24 protein-coding genes, 5 tRNA genes and 1 rRNA gene are annotated in these 21095 nt (G+C 38.4%); 8 read left to right on the top strand and 22 right to left on the bottom strand.

Going from position 1 to position 21095, the window contains the following annotated elements:
- Positions 1 to 259 (bottom strand): hypothetical protein (locus COX77_02810; protein PIZ99037.1); only part of this gene is annotated, 259 nt, incomplete at its 3' end.
- 660 nt (positions 260 to 919) lie between these two features.
- Here COX77_02810 and COX77_02805 point away from each other — a divergent pair.
- The gene (locus tag COX77_02805) at positions 920 to 1459 is read left to right on the top strand and encodes a hypothetical protein (GenBank protein ID PIZ99036.1); all 540 of its coding nucleotides are present in this window, start codon (positions 920 to 922) and stop codon (positions 1457 to 1459) included.
- 54 nt (positions 1460 to 1513) lie between these two features.
- Here COX77_02805 and COX77_02800 read toward each other — a convergent pair whose 3' ends face one another.
- Positions 1514 to 1753, bottom strand: a complete 240-nt coding sequence (locus COX77_02800; GenBank protein ID PIZ99035.1) for a hypothetical protein — start codon at positions 1751 to 1753, stop codon at positions 1514 to 1516.
- 125 nt (positions 1754 to 1878) lie between these two features.
- Here COX77_02800 and COX77_02795 point away from each other — a divergent pair, with 125 nt between their 5' ends.
- From COX77_02795 to COX77_02780, 4 genes are read left to right on the top strand one after another with little or no spacing between them, the layout of a single operon-like run.
- Entirely contained in the window at positions 1879 to 2280 is a 402-nt protein-coding gene (locus tag COX77_02795; GenBank protein ID PIZ99034.1) for an HIT family protein, read from the top strand.
- Positions 2281 to 3282 carry a dTDP-glucose 4,6-dehydratase gene (gene rfbB, locus COX77_02790; protein ID PIZ99033.1) on the top strand — a complete coding sequence of 334 codons (1002 nt, stop codon included), beginning with the start codon at positions 2281 to 2283 and terminating at the stop codon, positions 3280 to 3282.
- Positions 3266 to 3721, top strand: a complete 456-nt coding sequence (locus tag COX77_02785; protein PIZ99032.1) for a hypothetical protein — start codon at positions 3266 to 3268, stop codon at positions 3719 to 3721. Before rfbB ends, COX77_02785 begins: the two co-directional genes overlap by 17 nt.
- 19 nt (positions 3722 to 3740) lie before the next feature.
- Positions 3741 to 4457, top strand: coding sequence for a spore coat protein (locus tag COX77_02780; protein ID PIZ99031.1), 717 nt, complete (start codon positions 3741 to 3743; stop codon positions 4455 to 4457).
- Positions 4458 to 4666: 209 nt separating this feature from the next.
- Here COX77_02780 and COX77_02775 read toward each other — a convergent pair whose 3' ends face one another.
- Positions 4667 to 5347, bottom strand: coding sequence for a hypothetical protein (locus COX77_02775; GenBank protein ID PIZ99030.1), 681 nt, complete (start codon positions 5345 to 5347; stop codon positions 4667 to 4669).
- A 19-nt stretch (positions 5348 to 5366) separates the two neighbouring features.
- A complete protein-coding gene (locus tag COX77_02770) occupies positions 5367 to 7460 on the bottom strand; it encodes a hypothetical protein (protein PIZ99029.1) in 2094 nt (697 codons plus the stop codon).
- 308 nt (positions 7461 to 7768) lie between these two features.
- On the opposite strand from COX77_02770, the gene COX77_02765 reads away from it, so the two are divergent.
- On the top strand, positions 7769 to 8599 hold the full coding sequence (locus tag COX77_02765) for a hypothetical protein (protein PIZ99028.1): 831 nt from the start codon (positions 7769 to 7771) through the stop codon (positions 8597 to 8599).
- Between the two features lie 24 nt (positions 8600 to 8623).
- On the opposite strand, the gene COX77_02760 is transcribed toward COX77_02765, so the two are convergent.
- The 7 genes from COX77_02760 to COX77_02730 form a co-directional block, all read right to left on the bottom strand.
- Positions 8624 to 9304, bottom strand: a complete 681-nt coding sequence (locus COX77_02760) for a hypothetical protein (GenBank protein ID PIZ99027.1) — start codon at positions 9302 to 9304, stop codon at positions 8624 to 8626.
- Positions 9305 to 9434: 130 nt separating this feature from the next.
- Positions 9435 to 9728: a hypothetical protein gene (locus tag COX77_02755; protein PIZ99026.1), complete on the bottom strand. Its 294-nt coding sequence runs from the start codon at positions 9726 to 9728 to the stop codon at positions 9435 to 9437.
- Between the two features lie 87 nt (positions 9729 to 9815).
- Positions 9816 to 9890, bottom strand: a tRNA-Cys gene (locus COX77_02750).
- 370 nt (positions 9891 to 10260) lie between these two features.
- Complete coding sequence (locus COX77_02745) at positions 10261 to 10905, bottom strand: hypothetical protein (GenBank protein PIZ99025.1); 645 nt, start codon at positions 10903 to 10905, stop codon at positions 10261 to 10263.
- A gap of 82 nt (positions 10906 to 10987) precedes the next feature.
- Positions 10988 to 11533 carry a hypothetical protein gene (locus COX77_02740; GenBank protein ID PIZ99024.1) on the bottom strand — a complete coding sequence of 182 codons (546 nt, stop codon included), beginning with the start codon at positions 11531 to 11533 and terminating at the stop codon, positions 10988 to 10990.
- Between the two features lie 125 nt (positions 11534 to 11658).
- A complete protein-coding gene (locus COX77_02735) occupies positions 11659 to 11982 on the bottom strand; it encodes a cysteine methyltransferase (protein PIZ99023.1) in 324 nt (107 codons plus the stop codon).
- The gene (locus COX77_02730) at positions 11983 to 12891 is read right to left on the bottom strand and encodes a hypothetical protein (GenBank protein ID PIZ99022.1); all 909 of its coding nucleotides are present in this window, start codon (positions 12889 to 12891) and stop codon (positions 11983 to 11985) included.
- Positions 12892 to 12979: 88 nt separating this feature from the next.
- On the opposite strand from COX77_02730, the gene COX77_02725 reads away from it, so the two are divergent.
- The gene (locus COX77_02725; GenBank protein PIZ99021.1) at positions 12980 to 13309 is read left to right on the top strand and encodes a hypothetical protein; all 330 of its coding nucleotides are present in this window, start codon (positions 12980 to 12982) and stop codon (positions 13307 to 13309) included.
- A gap of 660 nt (positions 13310 to 13969) precedes the next feature.
- Here COX77_02725 and COX77_02720 read toward each other — a convergent pair.
- The 5 genes from COX77_02720 to COX77_02700 form a co-directional block, all read right to left on the bottom strand.
- Positions 13970 to 14044: transfer RNA gene (locus COX77_02720), tRNA-Gly, on the bottom strand.
- 146 nt (positions 14045 to 14190) lie between these two features.
- A tRNA-Phe gene (locus COX77_02715) sits at positions 14191 to 14265 on the bottom strand.
- Positions 14266 to 14498: 233 nt separating this feature from the next.
- Positions 14499 to 14575 (bottom strand) — tRNA-Pro (locus COX77_02710).
- Between the two features lie 307 nt (positions 14576 to 14882).
- Positions 14883 to 14959: transfer RNA gene (locus tag COX77_02705), tRNA-Ile, on the bottom strand.
- Positions 14960 to 15128: 169 nt separating this feature from the next.
- Positions 15129 to 16623: ribosomal RNA gene (locus COX77_02700) — 16S ribosomal RNA — on the bottom strand.
- 388 nt (positions 16624 to 17011) lie between these two features.
- Here COX77_02700 and COX77_02695 point away from each other — a divergent pair.
- Positions 17012 to 17506: a hypothetical protein gene (locus tag COX77_02695; protein ID PIZ99020.1), complete on the top strand. Its 495-nt coding sequence runs from the start codon at positions 17012 to 17014 to the stop codon at positions 17504 to 17506.
- Between the two features lie 65 nt (positions 17507 to 17571).
- Here COX77_02695 and COX77_02690 read toward each other — a convergent pair whose 3' ends face one another.
- The 6 genes from COX77_02690 to COX77_02665 form a co-directional block, all read right to left on the bottom strand.
- Entirely contained in the window at positions 17572 to 18234 is a 663-nt protein-coding gene (locus COX77_02690) for a tRNA (guanosine(37)-N1)-methyltransferase TrmD (GenBank protein ID PIZ99019.1), read from the bottom strand.
- 81 nt (positions 18235 to 18315) lie between these two features.
- On the bottom strand, positions 18316 to 18627 hold the full coding sequence (locus COX77_02685) for an RNA-binding protein (GenBank protein ID PIZ99018.1): 312 nt from the start codon (positions 18625 to 18627) through the stop codon (positions 18316 to 18318).
- A gap of 115 nt (positions 18628 to 18742) precedes the next feature.
- The gene (rpsP, locus tag COX77_02680; GenBank protein ID PIZ99017.1) at positions 18743 to 19162 is read right to left on the bottom strand and encodes a 30S ribosomal protein S16; all 420 of its coding nucleotides are present in this window, start codon (positions 19160 to 19162) and stop codon (positions 18743 to 18745) included.
- 186 nt (positions 19163 to 19348) lie between these two features.
- Positions 19349 to 20308 carry a hypothetical protein gene (locus COX77_02675; GenBank protein PIZ99016.1) on the bottom strand — a complete coding sequence of 320 codons (960 nt, stop codon included), beginning with the start codon at positions 20306 to 20308 and terminating at the stop codon, positions 19349 to 19351.
- Complete coding sequence (locus COX77_02670) at positions 20305 to 20604, bottom strand: hypothetical protein (GenBank protein PIZ99015.1); 300 nt, start codon at positions 20602 to 20604, stop codon at positions 20305 to 20307. Before COX77_02670 ends, COX77_02675 begins: the two co-directional genes overlap by 4 nt.
- Positions 20605 to 20864: 260 nt before the next feature.
- Positions 20865 to 21095, bottom strand: a 231-nt coding sequence (locus COX77_02665) for a hypothetical protein (protein PIZ99014.1), incomplete at its 5' end; no start/stop codon positions are given.

The following is a 21095-nucleotide window of genomic DNA, read 5'->3' as shown; positions in this document are numbered from 1 at the left end:
ATTCATCCGGTGCTTTGATGCGCTGAGCTTTATAATCCACAAACTCTTGGTGGCGAAAAGTCGGTGCCGCCAAATCAAAAGTACAAGCCAAATAATCTGGTTGGTACTCGCGAATAATTCTTAATAATATAGAAGTGAATCCATAGACAGCATTGATCATCTGACCGTCTTTGGTGATTAATGGTGGTAGGGCGTGAAAAGCTCGATGCAACAGTGCGTGACCATCAATTACTATTAATTTTTCTTGTTTTTTTGTCATAGCTTATTGGTTCATTTTAGCATTTTATGAGCAAAATTGAAACCATAAAAAACACTGCTTTTTCCAATAAAAAAGCTCGAGATTTAACCCGAGCTGAAATTCTAAAAAATGTTTTTTTTGTTAGTAACTAATGCATGGCAGTATAACCTTTTTATTATTAATGAATAAACTGGATCTAAAATGCCGTTCTTTTTCTACGGCTATCAATCCAGCAGATAAGTAACGGAAAAACACCGATCAGTAATATTCCACTGGCAACTTCTGAAGAACCAACTATAAATACAATGCAGGATAGTATTAAGCAAAGTACAAATACTTTAAAGCACCAATAAACTGCTGTTTTTCGACGTTTACTTTCATTTTTTTTCAAACGCGATATTGGGTACTCCTTTTTTAATGAATATAATAATTATGACTATATTTAAAAAACATTACTGCCATTTCTTTAATTAGTAAATAACATTTAATAAAATATATTAGCAAAATATACTTTTCTTGTCAAGCATTAACACTCTTATTCTTGCAGTGCTAATCTATCATTAATTACACGAACCTTTACAACTTTCAATAGGAGTCAATGTGAGTAGTTTAATACACAAAAGGATTGCGCCGTTAATACTATCATTAGTGTCGCGTGGACTGACATTGGATCTAAAAACTATGGAGCAGTGTAAAAAGATGGCTCAGGAATTCATGACCAGCCAACTAGTTAAATGGCTGATTGCTTTTGAATATCACGGTGCTGTTCTCGGTGCTTCTTGGGAATTAGGATTTCAACCAACCACCAAGACTGATAACTCGGGTAAATACAAAATATTGATAACGTTATCTGTGTCCGGTTCATCGATATTTGGTTCCTCGATCACAACCTGTTCCCAGGAAGTGATCAAACGGCAACGCTTTCACTACGCCATTGAGGTAGAGCAAAGAGAGTTCCTAAAAATCATCAGTTTAGATAAAAAAAACCAACCACTAAAAATAAACTATAACGGCGCTTGCCTAACCCGCTATGGTCAATACTTAATTTTTCCTGGTGTACGAATTCCTTTACCGCTAAATCTACGTATTTGTTTAAAATTAAATCACGAGACAAGAAGGCGGTTCATCGACTTAATCAGAGAGATAAACTCCGAGGAATTTCGCACTATCGCCCGAGTCGAAAGTAATTTACAAAAATTAAAATTAAGCGCGTTTGGGTAACAAAAAATAATCCTAAAAAAGTAAAACCGTCGGTAATTATCCGGCGGTTTTTTATTAACCTTTTTTTCCTACCAACAACTCACGAATAAAGAAAAATAGCAGACAACAAAGTCCTACCACTCCAGAAAAACCACCAACAACCGATAAGAAAGTAATCTGATTTTTCTGAAAATACTCGATACTGTAAAAAATTAGGGAAAAACAACTGAAAATAACGAATAAATAAAAAATCAGTGAATATAAATAGATTGATTGCCACATCTTTTTTTGAACAGAGCTATGATTTTGTTGCATCTTGGCCTCGAAATAAATGAACGATAAATCAAAATAATTTTACCACTTATTATATTCTTGTCAATGTTGTGTAATATTCCATATTGCCTTAATATATTAGTAGTAAAAATTAAAATCACATTCTTATGAACGACTGCATTTTTTGTCAAATTATTGAAGGGAAAATTCCTAGCTACAAAGTGTACGAGGATGAAAACTATTTCGCTTTTTTAGACATCCACCCGCTTAATCCCGGACATGTTTTATTAATTCCCAAAAAACATACTCTTTGGGTTGATGAGGTAGAAAGCTTTTCCGAGTACTGGTCAGTGGCCCATAAAATTAGTGGGGCGATTAAAAATGCTTTGCAACCAGAATTAACCGGCTATGTTACTTATGGCTTGGGTGTTAACCACGCTCATATTCATATTATCCCAAAATATCCAGGCGATACTCACGACATTGGCTGGCGACCAGATCATGTTAAAGAGGTAGCTCCAGAGGAGATGATAATAATCGCCGAGAAGATTATTCAGCAATTAAAATAAATGAAATTATTAATTACCGGCGGAGCTGGTTTTGGCGGCACCAACTTTATTAAATACATCTTGGCGAAATATCCTGCTTGGCAAATTACCAATCTGGATAAACTAACCTACGCTGGCAATTTGAATAATCTCCAAGATATTACGGATAATCCCAACTATCATTTTGTTCGTGGCGATATTGCTGACGCAGAAATAGTTAATAAATTATTACCAAACATTGATATCGTTATTAACTATGCTGCGGAAACGCACGTTGATCGCTCCATCCTTGATCCTGATGCTTTTATGCAAAGCAATATTATTGGCACCTATACATTATTGGAGGGATTAAAGAAAAATCCAGTGCAAAGGTTTATTCAAATTTCTACTGATGAGGTTTTCGGCTCTATCACGACTGGTGAATTTTCTGAGGAATCACCATTCAAACCCAATAGTCCCTATGCCGCAGCGAAAGCTAGCGCCGACCTCTTATGCCGAGCTTACTATCAAACTTACCAGCTACCAATTATTATTACTCATAGCTGCAACTACTATGGACCCTATCAATATCCGGAAAAACTAATTCCCCTTTTAATAACTAACTTACTTGCAGATCAAAAGATTCCGATCTATGGTCAAGGTGACAATATTCGTGAATGGATTCATACCAACGATCATGCTAGTGCTATTGCTACTATTATAGAAAAGGGACAAGTTGGCGAAACCTACAACATCGGCACGGGTGATCGCTGTGACAATTTAACCATGGCTAAGTTAATTCTCCAACTTCTCAATAAAGACGAAAGCTATATTAACTATATAGCTGATCGACCAGGTCATGATTGGCGCTATGCTATTAATAATGATAAAATCAAGGCCTTGGGCTGGCAACCACAAATTGAATTAACGCCAGGTATTACAAACTTAATCCAATGGTACCAAGATAACAAGTGGTGGTGGCAACCAATCAAATCAGGTGAGTATTTAAACTATTATAATCAACAGTATGGTAACAAAAAATAACGAACTGGCAATATTTATCAACTGCGCACATCTGGCAACCTATGCTACTGGCGTTAAACCAAATATTGATAGTGTTGGTAACAAAACTTTTTATTATCATGAGGGTGAACAAGAATATCTTGACCAATATCAAGATGATAAAAATTTCATTGGTTTTGAGATTGTAAAAAAAGAAAAGAAACCAATCTGGGGTATGAATTATTATGGTCAGGTGACTGATGAAAAAATTGATACTGCTTTGGTTAATTCTTTCCTGCGTCAAATGCTAATGAAGAATAAGCCCGGTATGTTGCTACGCGGACCGAAAGGTTTTAAGAAAAAAAGTTGGCACTATCGCTATGTTTATCGGGGGTCGCTAAATAATTTTCAAGCTCACGAGATTATTAAATACCAAGGTAAAATAGTATATACCTGCTATTTGAACGGCGGACGATTATAAATTATTAAGTATCAAAATTATGCGTGGTATTATTTTAGCTGGTGGTCATGGTACTAGACTAGCACCCCTAACCAAGGTTACCAGTAAACAACTACTGCCGATCTATAATCAGCCAATGATTTATTACCCTTTACAGACTTTGCTGCAGGCTGGCATTAAAGAAATATTAATCATCGTAGCTCCAGAAAAAGCCGGTGAGTTTTTAAATTACCTGGGTTCCGGTAAACAGTTTGGTGCTAAATTTACTTATGAAATTCAAGACAAGCCAGCGGGTCTGCCCGAAGCCTTTGTCATCGGTGAAAACTTTATTGACCAAGACGATGTAACTCTTATACTTGGCGATAATATTTTTGAAGATGATTTCTCGCAAGCCATTCAAAAATTTAAAAATGGCGCCACCGTCTTTGCTAAACGCGTTACTGATCCTGAAAGATTTGGCGTTGTCCAATTTGATGAACAGGGACGGGCTTTAAAAATAGTAGAAAAACCACAGCAGTTTATTAGTGATTACGCCTTAGTGGGTATGTATATTTATGATCACCGTGTAGTGGAAGTAGCAAAAAATTTGAAACCATCCCCTCGTGGCGAAACTGAAATTGTTGATCTACATAATTGGTTCTTAGAAAAAGGTGAACTGCAAGTAAAAACAATCACTGGTGAGTGGATTGATGCTGGCACCTTTGACTCACTACTGAGAGCCAATAACTTCATTGCTAATAAAATTAATCATCAATAAAAAAATCGAACCTTTTGAAGATTCGATTCCCCAACTGCTAATTTACAACTTTGATTGATAATTTGCTCATTGGTACTGATTGTCATACCATCAGATAACATTGATATATCCTTATTATTATTAAATTACAATTAAATTAATAATGAATGATACCATAAAAATAAACATCTGTCAATACATAAATATACATTATATTAGCCACTTTTAATCTATTCTTGATCAGTAAATACTACCAATCGCTGAGAGTAACTTTCAACCTCCTTATTCCATGCTCCTTCGCAGGTAATCAGATTAAGATGCGCCCGACCATCAGTTGAGGTAAAAACGTCTAGCCTATTAGCCGCTGCATCAAATCTCTGACTTTCGCGAACGATAAAAGTAATAATTCTTCCCTCGTTATCTTGCACGAAAATTTTATCGCCTGGTTGGAGTTTATATAAATCAGTAAATACTGCTGTGGCGCCATTCAGCCAATCTACGTGTCCGGCCATGACTGCGCTTCCTACTTCTCCGGGCCGTGGTCCTGATTCATACCAACCAACATTAGTCTTCTGCTTGGGAACGTCCATGTCACCCTTGGTTGTTAAAGCTACGTTTTCAATAGCCGCATCAACACCAATACTTGGTATTTTGATTTGCACTGGAGCTCCAATATCTTGTTGATTTGATGAATAATTATTTAATAAATCCACTCCCTTAACCGTACCGTTGTCAGTAGCTACGAACAAGTTGTAAGTATAAATACTACCACCAAATAAAACACCAAGCACCATCAAGAAAATCAACGGTGTTGGTAACTTGTAAATACTATTTAATTTTAATTTTGCTTTGAACATTATACCTACTTGATAAAAGAATAGTCGCGCGAATCTCGCCCGACTATTCTCCATAAATGTTTATGATAATAAATTACTCGCTTTGTTTTTTTTGCCTAACATAAAGAAAAAACAAAACTACAAAAATTCCCGCGATACCAGCAAACCATAGTATTGAATTTTCTGCTGGCGCACTACCGGTATTGGGGAGTCCAGGAACGACAGCTGCCACGACAACGGTCGCCACAGCAAAATCTCTCGCTGTTAAACCATTAGCTTCGCCACTGGCTACAGCTGTATTAGTTGTTGTTTTATTCAGGCTAGTACGACAAGTATAAGTCCATGTTTCTGTAGTATCCAATTTTGCATCATTGTCCGTGTCACCAGAAACATACTTTGTTGGGGCACGTTTGTCATCAGTCAAAATAACGTTATTTAAAGCCACTGTTCCAGGATTAGTAATCTTTTCTGTATAAGTAACTGTTCCACCAGCTAATACAGTTGGTGTACTGGGAACTTTTGTGACATGAATTAACGGTGGCACTATTGGTGCGCCAACAACAACTGTGGCACTAGCAATATCGGTCGCGCTTAGACCATTGGCCCAACCAGTAGCTACCACTGTATTAGTATGAGTCTTTGTTAGTGTTGTTGAGCAACGATATTCCCATGTTTCGCTGACATCAAGCTTACTATCAGCATTGCCATCACCACTATTTAAAACTATGGGGCTACAGGTGTCTCCCACCATTGTTATGTCTGTCACTGGTACTGTACCAATATTTCGAAGTGTATAGGTGTACATAACTAAACCCGGACCGAGCGGTAGTGATAGGGGGCTAGGAACCTTCAATACCGCAATTAGCGGTGGTGCGGCTGGACCAAAAAAAGTTCCGCCTGATCCACCCGATGACGGCGCAGTATCATTATTGGTAATAATACAAAATTTATTAGTCCCAACAGCTAAAATTACCTGTCCATTAACATCACAATCTCCAGAAAATGATTGGACATAATCAGTATTAACGGTTTCAGTTACGGTATATGTTGCTGGTGCTGCAAAAGTGTTGGTCACACCAGAAATAACCGCAACGCCATTAACGAATAGTGGAAAATTCGCAATTGTTTTTGTTCTACCATTATCGTTAACTACCACCTTAACAACATTGATCGTCCCCGTAAGTGCTGCGATGTCATCGTTGGTAATTGTACAGGATTTATCATTACCGGCAACTAAAGTAATATTTCCACCGGCGTCACAATCGCCACTAAAACTTGAAGTGTAAGATGCATTGACGTCTTCACTTACTTTATAGGTACCAGCGGCGAGTGAATAAGAAGTTCCTGGCGTCACAGTACCAACTGCTGGGCTGCCAGCAACATCAACGCCGGCGAGTTTAACGTGTAAATTAAAAAGTGCCGCAGTTGCTACACCGCCATTATTATTTATCACTTGCTTGATGATATGAAGAGTAGCCAAGGACGAAGCACAAGAGGGCGCAGTAATAGTGTCAGTATCTGTTGTGACTGTTCCACCAAATGCCAGAGCTCTACCACTCCAGATAGTATTAGCACCGATAGTAATACCAGCATCACTAATAATCGTTCCTGCAAAGGTTGTGTTAGCTGCTAGGGTCGCAGCTTCAGTTGGTGTCCAAAAAACATCACAGGCCGATGCACCGGTCAAAGTAATAATAGAACCCGCGGTAGAAGTAAGCGCGCCAACAGATCTGAAGATATAAGTACCATTACCATTAAGCGTCAGTGGTCCGCCAACATTCATGGCGCCAACGCTACAATAAACGCCGGGCGTATACACGCCAGCTGGTCCATGTGTTATATCGGTTGAGAGATTGATAGCGCCTGGTGCAAAGTCAAATGTACATGGTTGCAAAGCCAAATCTGCTAAAGCGATTCCCTGATCAGCTCCAGCCGAGGCATAAGGAGCGCCGGAACCATAGTTAATATGGGCACCACCGGGAACAACCGCTGGTCCAGTAGTAAACCCAACACCGCCACTAATCGTTGTACCGATGACTGTGTTCGTATAAGTACTGGCTAAAACGCCATATGTTGCTGCCATTCCTAAAGTTGGCGTCGTTGCGGAAAATACTGGAATTGGTCCAAAACCCATAAACAGCAACGCTAAAAGCAGTCCCATTGCCAAGGATTTGTTAAAATTTCTCATAAATTTGAAAATAATGATTATTAGGTCCTTTTTTTGATCATACTCTCTTATTAACAAATATGCAACTTTTAGGCGATAATTTGATGTTTTTGTTTAAACTAATAACAAAAATATTCTTCATATTTTAAAGAGCAAAACACTGATCCTGAATTTTACTTAATGACAAAAAAAATGACAAAAAAATTGAATACACAATAAAGAGCAGATTTTTCAGTAACTTTTTAATTGTTCAGAAAACCCCGTGCGAGAATTCCTCCTATGACTACCACTTATTTGACTAAACTACTTTACTATAGTAAAGTGGAAATATGCCCAAAAAAATAAATCAAATTATCGGAAAAAATGCTGGATCTGTGAGTATTATTCTTGCTGGTATACATGGTAATGAAAAATGTGGTGTTCAAGCACTTAGAAGTGTTATGCTCAATCGGGAGATAGAAAACGGGCGTATTTTTTTTGGTTGTGGTAATCCGCTGGCTATCAAAACCAATAAACGCTTTGTGGAATCTGATTTGAACAGAATATTTAAAAATGATCAGCAACTCTCCGTAAAAGAAAGAACAAGCTACGAATACCAACGCGCTCAATTTCTCAAAAAATATTTAAAACAAGCTGATGTGCTTTTGGATATCCACGCAAGCACCATTCCGACGCCCAAGCCTTTTGTTATTTGCGAAAGAAATGCTAAAAAAATCGTACCCTATTTACCAATTGATCTGGTAGTATTTGGTTTTGACAAGATAGAACCAGGAGGAACAGATTATTATATGAACAATATAGGCAAAATAGGAATTTGTTTAGAGGCTGGTTATCTTAGTGACCCGCAATCAATAAAACTAGCGGAGGAAAGTATTGTGGCCTTTCTTAAAACCCAAAAACACATCAATGGTAAAGTGGTATCGCGCCGACAAGCATATATACAAATGTATAAAAAATACTACGCTCGGACGAATAGCTTCACGCTAACAAAATCTTTTAACAACTTTGATATAGTAGAAAAGGGTCAAGTTATTGGTATTGATGGTCAGATAAAAATAAAAGCCAATAAAAAAAGTCTGATACTTTTTGCTCATAATTGCCAACGCATTGGTGCTGAAGCTTTTCTTCTCGGGGAACGAAAAAAAGCCTTATCCGGTTGATTGGCCAGATAAGGCTTTTATACATTAGGTACCAATAATATCTAGCACCATTTTTAATTGGCGAAGAATTTCTTTATCTTCTTTTCGGGCCATTGGTCGCACCTCTATACACAAACTATTGCCATAACGTTTCAGTCGAAAATACCACCAAATGCTTCGTAAATACAGAGGAATATCAATATGAGAAACCTTAGCAAATGGCACCAGGTGCGAGCCTTGAACAACGTCATGTTGAATAAGCGAACAACAATAGTCACCGAGTGAGGAAAATGCCAGTGGCCCACCATAACGATCTGATCGATACTTAGCAGCCGAATCGCGAATATATCTTTTCCAGACTTGATCTTGGGGATAATCTTGCAAAAATATATCAAGACAACTGCTAAGCTTGTTTAAAATATTTATGGCGTTGTTCGGTGAAACTGAAATAGTAAACTGAACCGACGCTATCCGCGCTAATGGCGCCAAGGCAGTGCGTCCATCGAGCTCCAACCAAATCGCATCTCGCTCGTCTGGTATCAAGGATCCCTGACGATGCACTACCTGCCATCCGTTACCTACCAAATGTGCAAACATCTGCTGTGACGTATGAACAGAAATAGGATCGTTGTTTTCATCCAGGAACTGTGTTTCCACCTCAACACCAATAGTATCCAGCATCTGTGATGTGATGCTATCATTAAAATAACTAATGATTCTTTTCATGACTGATCTCCTTTTTTTAAAAGAACTTCGTTTGTTGTTTTATTTTTGGGTAAATAATAACCCCCTCCAATTACAGAGGGGGCCAGTTTGATATAAAATATAAATTACATTAAAACAATCCTCTCCGTAATTAGTGAGAGTTGTCGTGATGAAGCCTGCTAATAATTGTTCGGTAGCCACCGCCCTTACCATTCAACCACTTAGCAACACGGGCAATGGTGGTTGAGCTCAATCCTGTCTCTTTTTCAATTAAACAATAAGGTATTTTGTTCGTCAGCATTTCTGCTGCTTTTAGACGATTAGCAAACTCTCTAATTTCTTTCTCCGTCATCAAATCACGCAAAAACAATCTAGCCTCACCATCGGTTTTCACGGTTAGAATTGCTTGGATTAATCTTCTATTTTCCTTATCTTTCCAGTCCATACTACTACTTTATCAAAGTAAAGTATTGTCGTCAAGTAAGCACGAAATGTTTACTCGATCTATTTATATGATAAATAAAAAATTTATTGGAGGCCACGAGCGGATTCGAACCGCTGAATAGAGGTTTTGCAGACCTCTGCCTTACCACTTGGCTACGTGGCCATAACATGATTTTAGTATCAGCTATTATGGTCTTGCTAAAATATTATTACCCACTTGGCGGAGCCTGTCCCGCAAACGAATGAAATGAGTTGAGCGGGATGGCCATGAATAAAACTTGAATACAATATAATAACTACTTAGATTAATAAACTGATACACCTGGCGGAGCCTGTCCCGCAAACGAATGAAATGAGTTGAGCGGGATGGCCATAACATGATTTTAGTATCAGCTATTATGGTCTTGCTAAAATATTATTACCTACTTGGCGGAGCCTGTCCCGCAAACGAATGAAATGAGTTGAGCGGGATGGGCATGAATAAAACTAATTACTACAGCGATTTTAGCAGAATATATCCTAATAATCAAGGGTTAACGCCGAAATAATAAAATAAGTTTAATTATCAATATTAACATTAACTGTAAAATAACATTACAAACTAACAAGCTAATTGCTAAAAATAAATACGGTGTAACAAAAGGAGCATTAACGAATAAACCGATTAGCAACAAAGGCCAAAAGTTTTTTAGATCCTGCCAAGATAGCCCAATCATGGCACCACTATTGATCATTAAAATTAAAAATAACCAAGTCTGCCATTGTAAAAAATTGAACTGATAAAATAATCCAACTGGCATTGCTAACACCTGCCAAATATCTTGCGGCACAGCTAGAACAAAATAATTCTGCAAAAGATAATAATTGATGGCGTACAAGAAAAACAAGCCACCAAAAATTGGTGCTATTGATATTAATAACTGACCAATCAGTGGTAAGCGCGAAGATAAATGAGAAACGTGTGGTTGCCGTGAAAAAACTTTAAACTCCACGATCTTAGCTCCTGTTAAAATACAAAGGATAGCATGCGATAGCTCGTGAATAAACGCTCCCAAAAAATACAACCACTGAGTAATGCGAAAATTTAGCCAACAAACATTTAGCCAGTTACTTAAATAACCAACCAACGAAATGATAATAATAAGAAACCCTAAATTGCTGACATCAAGATAACTCATACTCATATTTTAACATTTATTATCTATTCATAACATAACAAAACCCCGCCTCTCGTGAACGGCGGGGTTGTCTATAGTATCTTTAAAAATATATTTCCATCTTAGTTTGCTTCCTACCGAATTTGATGGCCATTTCATAGTCCTTCATCCAAACATCAGCATGTTGCTGATATCTTTTATTCATGCGATCGTGCACTTGAAAAATTTTATCGCCGAATAAATCTGGAAAACGAACTAAGGTGCCAAACGGTAAATAGCGGTAGTTGGTCGCGATAATGTCTTCAGCATTACGCTGACAAACATCAAGGCCAGAAGCTGTAATGCATGGTGAGTTATCAGTCTGCGCTATTTGACTTGTATACGCTGTCACTGTTATTTTAACGGACTGGCGTGGTGCGCGCTCTTTGATATCTGGTAACCTGATAGAATAATTCCAATCTGGATCATCAATGACATTCTTAATAATGTATTGATCGCCAGATAATATTACTTTAATCCTTTGCTCAGCTAAAACTACTTGCGGAAAAATCAACTGTATTACGGTGATGACAAGAACCACGTAAAATACTGCCTCTTGGGCTAATTCTATAACTTTTCTTTTTAGACTTCGCAATTCTTTGCTTAACATAACATCGAATTAGAATAAAAAAGAATCTCATACTATCTGAGATTCGATGTTATACCTTACCAAATTTTTACTTTTTTGTCAATAGTATTATACACACTCTATCAACAAGCTAATTGTATCTAATATTAGGTAAATTTCACTCCATATTTCATTAAATTAATAAAATAACCGTTTTGATTTTTGGTTACCTCTACATGCTCTTTCCTTAATAAAGTTGCCTGCAACATCTGGGTATGCTCTTGGCAACTTGTAGAAATACGGCCTTTTTGGTTAATAATTCTTTGCCACGGCACTCGAGAGTCAACCGGCAATAAATGTAATGCCCAACCAACCTGCCTAGCAGATCTAGGACTACCCAGCAAAGCAGCTATTTGACCATAGGTCGCTACCCTACCTCTTGGTACCTGAGAAACTTGCTGATACACTCGTTGATAAAAATTATTGATCATTTAGACAAAGCTAATTAAAATACTGGCACTCATTGCTAAAATAACACCTCCGTATTGATACCAGCGTAAACGCTCACGATTAATTGATACAGCTAGTAATACAGCGATCACTGGATAGCTTTGGGTAATAATAATAGTAACTGATAAAGAGTTGTCTTTAACCGCATAAACATAAAATAGCCAAGCTGCTATATCAAGAATGGCCATGGGTATAACTAATGACTTTGCCTGCCATCCTAGTTGCCACATTTTTGCAAACTGACTATGGGTAACTAAATAAGCTAAACTAATAATTGAAAAAATAAACCACGGCAGCCAAATACTCAGTAACGGGGATATTTCTTTAGCGCCATAAGCAGTAACAAAATTTACTATGCCCAAAAATACGCCTGTGAGTAAAGCTAGCCAAGCGCCTTTTTCCAATCTCTCTTTTTTAAAAAACTCATAACGAAAAATATAATTAGCTATCTTTTGCCAAAAATTTAAATCACCATCTTCCCGATAAGATATTAAACCCACGCCGACCATCAAAGCCAACACCATAAATACCTGATACATATCTAGTGTTTCCTGAAAAAAAACAATGCCAAATAAAATTGTGATGGGCAATTCTATGGTTAAAATTATTTCCACAACGGAAAATTTACCAATTGCTAAAGCCTGAAAATGAAAATAAGCTGAGAAATAGGTAACTACACCGGCAATTATCAAAATTAGATATTCGGATAAACTTAAGTGCAATAAATCGCCAACAACAAAGGGTAATAACAAAATTGAAGAAAAAACACCAATCCAAGCAATGGTCATAATACTACCTAGACGTCGTACTGTTTTCTGAATTAAAAAATCACCAACACCCCAACAGAGCATGGCACCAAAAACAAATATAATACTTAACCAATTTATCATATGCCTATTATATCATAAGCGTTGACTTACTATTAAAAATAGTGTATGATCTACTATCAACAAATTGTAAAACAAATTGAGGTGTACTTTGCCAAAGTCAAAACTTGCCACATACTGGCACTGCTTCTTATCGTTTCTTTTTATCGTTAAAATAGATACCGAAAAAAAAGAAATAATAAGTAATTTTATCAAAAAAGAACACGCGAAGCGTGGGTATAACATTGAAGCGGTGTTTAGCTATCTATTACCAGCTAAATACCACTCTTGTTCCTGCAATAATGATGTTGTTTTGGTTGTTGATGTGATCAAAAAAGCCAATTACGAAACGATTGGTAAAACTATTGGCCAGGAAAAGGTCTGCATGAACTGCCTAGGTCATCAATTTAAGGAGCAAAAAGAAATAGATGAAGACGACTAATCATAATGATTAGTCGTCTTTTATTTTAAATAACAAAAACATTCACCCGGGTCTGATCCGCCACCCGCTGCGCAAGCGCTAGCCTGGCGAGAAGGCGGAGCGGATTAAGTCTTGATGAATTAAACTTCAAACTATTAGTATTCATAAATAAAAATACACTTGGGCCGAATCAAGCTCTGCTTGACGAGGTTAAGTGTATTTTTAAAAGGAATCCCGCTGTTATAAATGATTAAACAAAAACATTCGCTTGATCTGAATCAAAGATACTTTGATGAAGAAAAGTGAATGTTTTAAAAGGAATCCCGCCGCTGACGGTCAGGTTCAATTCCCCTATTTAAAAACAGAATTACACTTGGTTGACCCTGAGATAAGTCGAAGGGGCAAAAAGTGTAATTCTGAAAAGGAGTAGACGCTCTGAGTTAAGTGGAATCCCGCCAAAGGCGAGATGAAACGGCGAAGAGCGACTACGACGCTGGAGCGGGTAGGGGGAATTATCGCTCCCGCCTGCGGCGGGATTGTCCAGGGCAGCGCTTCGACTGCCACGGGCAGTCATATCGACGTCCCGCTTAGCGCGGGACTTCTGCCCGTTCGATTCCCCATATGATCTTATAATAAACAAAAAACAACATTGCTATAACAATCTTGTCTCAAAAAATAATCTGGAGCGGGTAGGGGGAATCGAACCCCCGTCCTCAGCTTGGAAAGCTGTAATAATAACCATTATACGATACCCGCCCGTAATAAATGATAATTTAATAATTTCTAACTGAGCACACTTGATCGATCCGCCACCCGCTGCGCAAGCGCTAGCGTGGCGAGAAGGCGGAGAGATAAGTGTGCGAGGAAAAGGAATCCCGCTTCTCGCGAGAGGCGGGATGACGTGGTGCCGAGGGGCAGAATTGAACTGCCGACACGTAGATTTTCAGTCTACTGCTCTACCACTGAGCTACCTCGGCACGTCGTTCGCGAACGACGTGCCGAGGCAATCGTCATTCACGATTTATAAAAACGTGCAAACCTTTTTCTATTTTTAAAGTATTGTAGCGGTAAGCCACCACGAGTGACTTGATGAAATAAGTCGCGAGCAACAAACAAATTTAACTAATTAATAATTTTATACTTGGACTCTGAGTGAAACGAGGAGTTAAGTATAAAATTATCAACGAGTCCCGCCACTGGCGGGACGAAATGGTCGGGGCGAGAGGACTCGAACCTCCGACCTTCTGCTCCCAAAGCAGACGCGCTAGCCAACTGCGCTACGCCCCGTTATTTACTGTATTCAATCAACCATAATACTTAAACTCTTATGTAAACTCAACACAAAATGTGCTACTTCTTCTTGTATTGTAAAAACTTCAAACAATTATAGCCTCGTCCAAAGGACGATCAGCCTCTGGCTGAAACTGCGCTACGCCCCGTTGTTAAATTTAATAATTTAACTAATCAATAATTTTATACTTGGGCTCTGAGCGAAACGAAGAGTTAAGTATAAAATTATCAACGAGGAATTGGTTGAATGGTGGAGTGGACCGAGCTAGACTCGATACACGGAACTATGAGACCAATTCCGAAGTGGTGGGCGTACCAGGAATCGAACCTGGGACCTCAACATTATCAGTGTTGCGCTCTAACCAGCTGAGCTATACGCCCTTAAATAATTCATTTTTCAAAATACTCTTTCTTAAAATATTAACTGTTACATTTTAACAAAAAAAGCTGGTTCTCACCAGCCATAGATTTCCGCTTAACAACTTAAAAGTGATAGAAATGAACAAGCTCGACTTAGTTAGTCATCAGTAAACTGACAACAGTAATCTCCTAGAAAGGAGGTGATCCATCCACAGCTTCCGCTACGGATGCCTTGTTACGACTTCGTCCCTATTATCGATCCTACCTTATTCCGTGACTGGCACAGCTTTCGGGTATTACCGACTCTCTTGACGTGACGGGCGGTGTGTACAAAGCCCGAGAACGTATTCACCGCGACGTGGCTGATTCGCGGTTACTAGCGATTCCGGCTTCATGAGGTCGAATTGCAGACCTCAATCCGAACTGGGACCGGCTTTGATGGGATTAGCTTCATCTTGCGATTTTGCAACCCATTGTACCGGCCATTGTAGCACGTGTGTAGCCCAGGGCGTAAGAGCCATGCTGATTTGACGTCATCCCCGCCTTCCTCCTCGTTGACCGAGGCAGTTCCCTATGAACATACAACATAGGGTAGGGGTTGCGCTCGTTAGAGGACTTAACCCTACATCTCACGACACGAGCTGACGACAACCATGCAGCACCTGTCTTCGAGCTCCATTGCTGGCACTTTCACCTTTCGGCGAAATTCTCGAGATGTCAAGCCCTGGTAAGGTTCCCCGCTTATCATCGAATTGAACCACATGCTCCACCGCTTGTGCGGGCTCCCGTCAATTCCTTTGAGTTTTAGTCTTGCGACCGTACTCCCCAGGCGGAATGCTTAACGCGTTAGCTTAGGTTGACACCACTGAGAGGGTCGATACTCCCAATGATCAGCATTCATAGTTTAGGGCGTGGACTACTGGGGTATCTAATCCCATTCGCTACCCACGCTTTCGTCCAGTAAGCGTCAGGAACGTACCAGCTAGCTGCCTTCGCATTTGGTGTTCTAGTCGATATCAACGCATTTTACTACTCCACCGACTATTCCGCTAGCCTCTTCCGTCCTCTAGTTAGAAAGTATTTCCGGCGAACTCCAAGTTAAGCCTGAAGGTTTGACTGGAAACTTTTCTAACCGCCTGTAGACGCTTTACGCCCAGTAAATCCGGACAACGCTTGGGGCCCTCGTATTACCGCCGCTGCTGGCACGAGGTTAGCGGCCCCTTATTCCTATAGTACCGTCACAAATTCGTCCTATAGAAAAGCAGTTTACACCCCGAGGGGCGTCTTCCTGCACGCGGCGTCGCTCCTTCACCCTTTCGGGCATTGAGGAATATTCTTGACTGCAGCCTCCCGTAGGAGTCTGGGCAGTATCTCAGTCCCAGTGAGGCGGGTCGTGCTCTCACACCCGCTATCCGTCGTCGCCTTGGTGAGCTTTTACCTCACCAACAAGCTGATGGAACCTAGGCCCATCCCTAAGCGCCTGAACTTTATTTCACTGACCTGCGTCAATGAAACTTATTGGGAATTAGCCTCGCTTTCGCAAAGTTATGCCCATCTTAGGGGTAGGTTACCAAGGTGTTACTCTCCCGTTTGCCACTCTCAATACCTTGCGGTACTGAGCGTTCGACTTGCATGCCTTAGACACGCCGCCAGCGTTCGTCCTGAGCCAGGATCAAACTCTAATTATGAATAGTTTTTAGGTGAACTATCAAAACCGCGTAAAACGAAAAAAAATATAAGAATTGACTTGATTCAATTTCTATCACTTATTAAGTTGTCAAACGGCGTTTTCTGACTACAAAAGACAGAAATGTTTGGGCTTTATTCGTAATTATCGATAATAGTTAAGGCCAAATATTTCCGTACTTTAATAAATTATTAATTTTCGCCTAATTTAGGGAAGTTTTTGTTAATTAATAATTAGTTAAATCCAAGGTACTAATAGCGTAGTAATAATATAGGTTAAGGGTGGGATTGTCAAGGGGTATAAACTGTTAATTAGACGGGGTTGCTTAACTGCCAAAAACTGTAATAATGGCTTATAATTAAAGAAATCAAAAAAAGAGGTGTACCTTGAAAACAAAGCAAAAAAACAGTCGTCAGTGGCTATTACTCAGTCCCGGTCCAGGAACCTTCTATTTTCTACTAGCAGAAATAGCAGCGATAAAAATTGAATTTAATACCTTTGGGCAAATTCAATATTTATTAGACTTTCTGGCGAAAAATAAAACGACAGCGGTGGGTTTAATAATCAATCTAGAACCATTTATTCTCCCCGATCAAAATTGTCGTCAAATAATTAGTGTTCGTCAATTAAAAAGTATTTTGCGTCAAATAGTCAATCATCTTAGTGATGATCGCCAACAAAATGTTCCGGTAATTTTTTTAACACCAAAAGTTAATCTTGATCTATATCGTATCATCAAGCAAATAAAACTGTGGTGGGTGGAAAAAAAGTTAATGGTAACTAAAAGAAAGAAATTCTCTTTTTTACTATTAAACTATACCAACATAAAACTGATCAGGAGATTAAAAAACTTCTGTCGCTCCTGGGCTATTAACTATTGAGTAAATTTAACAAAAGAGAGGTTAATCACACCTCTCTTTATATTTATTACTACATTATAAATTTCTTATCGCGCCCTATTTTTTTCTCGCCACTCTTTAATTAATTGATGGTTACCCGATAATAACACGCTGGGAACCGAATATGTTTTTCGTGAATTTAATGGGAAATTTTCTGGTCGCGTATACTGTGGGTATTCTAAAACACCGGCCTTGCTATGTGACTCGTCAATAGTTGATTCAAGTTTGCCTAAAACACCGGGCATTAGTCTAGTTACTGCATCAATGATCACAGCCGCACCCAACTCACCGCCAGTCAATACATAATCGCCAATTGATACCGGCAAATCACAAAAGTTTTCTACTCGAGCATCCACCCCTTCATAGTGACCACAAATAAAAATCAACTGATCTTCCTTCGCTAACTTCTTTACTAATTCTTGATTTAATCTTTCACCAGCTGGTGTCAGTAATATTGTTTTACTTCTTTTCTTCTTCCGAATCTTTTGCCAACATAACCAAATTGGTTCTATTTGCAAAACCATCCCAACGCCACCGCCATAAGGAACGTCATCAACCTGACGATGTTTATTTTTGGTATAGTCACGCAAATCATGATTGTAAATATTGATCAGCTTTTTCTTTTGTGCTCGCTGCAAAATAGAGTCTTGATAATAACTGTCTAACAGCCGGGGAAAGGCCGAGATAATGTGAAAATCTTTTTTTATCATATACCTAAATTACTACTAATATTTAAAAAAAACAACCCCTCGATAAACGAGGGATTATTTTTTTATCAAACTAAATTTTATTTATAATTTGAAATCATCTACAGCACTAGTATCTACGTCAGCGACTTCTGAACGATGGCTCTGGCGTGATCCTTCTGGTTCGACAATCTTTAAATTAACACGAGCATTATTTCTGGCACCAATAACTCTTAATAGAGTTCGGATGGCACGAGCGGTTTGGCCTTGACGACCAATGACCTGACCCATATCTTTAGGATCAACTTTGAGCGTTAATAGTACGCCCATTTCGTCGATGTTTCTTTCTACATTGACAGCTTCTTGGTTGTCAACGAGAGTTTTGACGATCATCTCTAGTAGTTCTTTGTCTGACATTTTATTAATCTTAATGTTAATTAAACTACCACTACTTCCTCTAAAGACCTAATTTTAAAAGAAATTGCAGTATTGTTTTAAATGATAGCACAAATAATGCTAATTGTCAATAAATTTAAGTTGCTTGTTCTTCTTTTTCTTCACTAGGCGTTACTTCTGGTTCGCTTGGTTTGGCTGCGGCTTCAGTAGCTGCTTGCGCTACTGCCTGGGCCGACTTGATCTTTTCTTGTTCTGCTTCCTTCTTTTTGGAAATTTTTACTTTTCTTTTTTCTGAAAGTTTAACTGATTTTTTTGGCTTTCCTTTAACTAAACCATTTCTGAGTAGTAAATTAAAGACTGTATTGGTCGCTTGAGCGCCAACAGAAAGCCAATATTTAACACGCTCGATTTTAATATCCAGTTTTTTACTACGCGGATCATAATTACCGAGCATTTCTAAATAATCACCCCAAGGATCTTTGCGCTTATCCAGCACAATAATACGATAATAGGGCTGTTTCTTTTTTCCTGTGCGAGAAAATCTAATTGATAACATAATATGAATTATTACTATTTCTTAATCCGACCAAATGCTTTTAGGCGGGAGAGCATTGCTTGCAGCTGGTTGTAAGTTTAAATTAATCACTCTTTTTTGTCAAGAATGACGTTTTCTTCACTTTTTTGAATAAAAAAGCGTCTATCATTATGACAGACGCTTGTAATTCACATGTCACCTTCTTTCTTAAAAACAAAACTGTTGATGAAATATCTTTTGTACCGCACGACAACCACCTAGACAGTTGTGATTATCACAAATTAAACAGGTGGCTATCTTTTCTCGGAAAGTAGCAAACTTTTCATTTTGCCAAATGTTACGCAAGACATCTTGTCGAATATTACCCATAACTTCATCAAAAGTTGTCGGGCAACCGGTGATATCGCCGTTGGCTAAAATGGTAACTAAGTTTTTTCCGGCCTGACAACCGGTCCATGGCTGATCTTGGCGCATCAAATGTTGATAGCCGAAACAATCGTCAGGAACGATTTCCATCTGTTGCCCACAAACTCTTTGCCATGCCTCAATCTTATCAGCTAATAATTTAATATTATCCATACCAATAAAATTATCCATTGACATACGACCAGCTGGCAAACCAATTTGCACAGACCAAATACCTACCTCGAGTTCTCGCATTAAATCAAATAGCTGATCTAATTCATACCAATTACTTTTAGTAACAGTAGTGATTACATTGTAAATTATTCCTCTCTCCTGTTGTAAAATTGCTCTGACTTTAGTAAAAGAACCTGCTCGTCTATTACTATCATGAGTTGCCTCGATACCATCCAGACTTAAGGACAATATTAAATTGCTCGAGTCAGAAATTTTATTTAGCAACTGACAAAGATTAATACCCAACCAACCATTCGTTATTAATCTAACCATAGAAAACTTCTGCAACGCTACTGATAATAAATATTGCCAATCTGGGCGGGTAGTAAACTCACCGCCGGAAATTATTAATTTGCTAACACCGAACCCTATCAACTGATCAAACAATGATAATGATTCTTCGGTGTTAAGTTCTGGGCCGCGAGCATTTTTTTGCTGCGGCCCGGATGATAAACCACAATGCTGACATTGTATATTGCACATCATGGTGCTCTCCCAACTAGCAAACTTCGGGTTCGGCTGTTTCATACATCTAGCTCGCGGATTTGCTTAATGATTTGATCAATATCAGTTTTTAGTGCGGCAATCCTATTCAACTCTGACTGTAGTCGGTCCAACTTGAAAGCTAACTGAACAGCCAAATCCTGATGCAACTCTACCTGACTCTTTTTGGGTTCTTTATTTACTCTCCGCTCCGTTGAGGAAGATTTTTGACATCCGCCCGATCCGAATCGACTGCCACCACCAGTAATACTATTGGTGGAGAATTCTAAAACCATTTTTGGCAACAATGGTTTAAACCAAGAAAAAATAAAAGCACTCATGACAAACTCCTTTTATTAAATTGTTAAAGAAATAAAAAATACCTCTTTGTGGGAGGTAGGATTGATCTCAACTTTATCTTATTTTAATTCAAAGCAAACCTATCTCTCACAGTAGGGGTGAAGTAGGTAAAGAAATAATTTCTTGTTGCTAAGAATTTAATATTCATATAATTCTATTATGTTTATAATGTAACTCTTGCCAAATATTTTGTCAAGAATAATAAAAGAGAGCTTTTTGTGCTCTCTATTGTCTAACTGAATTATTTTCTTTGTAGATCTCTTACTGACAGTAAGGGTAGGTATTTGATATGTTGTTCGGATATTAAATAGTTTCTCCAAAAAATACCAGGATTAATAACTATAACAATTAAATCCCAAAGAAAAAACAAAATAACCCCGGTAACGCTTTCGAAAAGATCAATAATGACAAACGCGGTGATCAGACAACCGATTGCAAAATAAACAAAATAATGATCGATTAATCCAATAAA

Source organism: Candidatus Komeilibacteria bacterium CG_4_10_14_0_2_um_filter_37_10 (assembly GCA_002793075.1).
Taxonomy (GTDB): Bacteria; Patescibacteriota; Patescibacteriia; order UBA1558; family UBA1558; genus UM-FILTER-37-10.
This window is presented reverse-complemented; position numbering and strand designations above follow the sequence as displayed.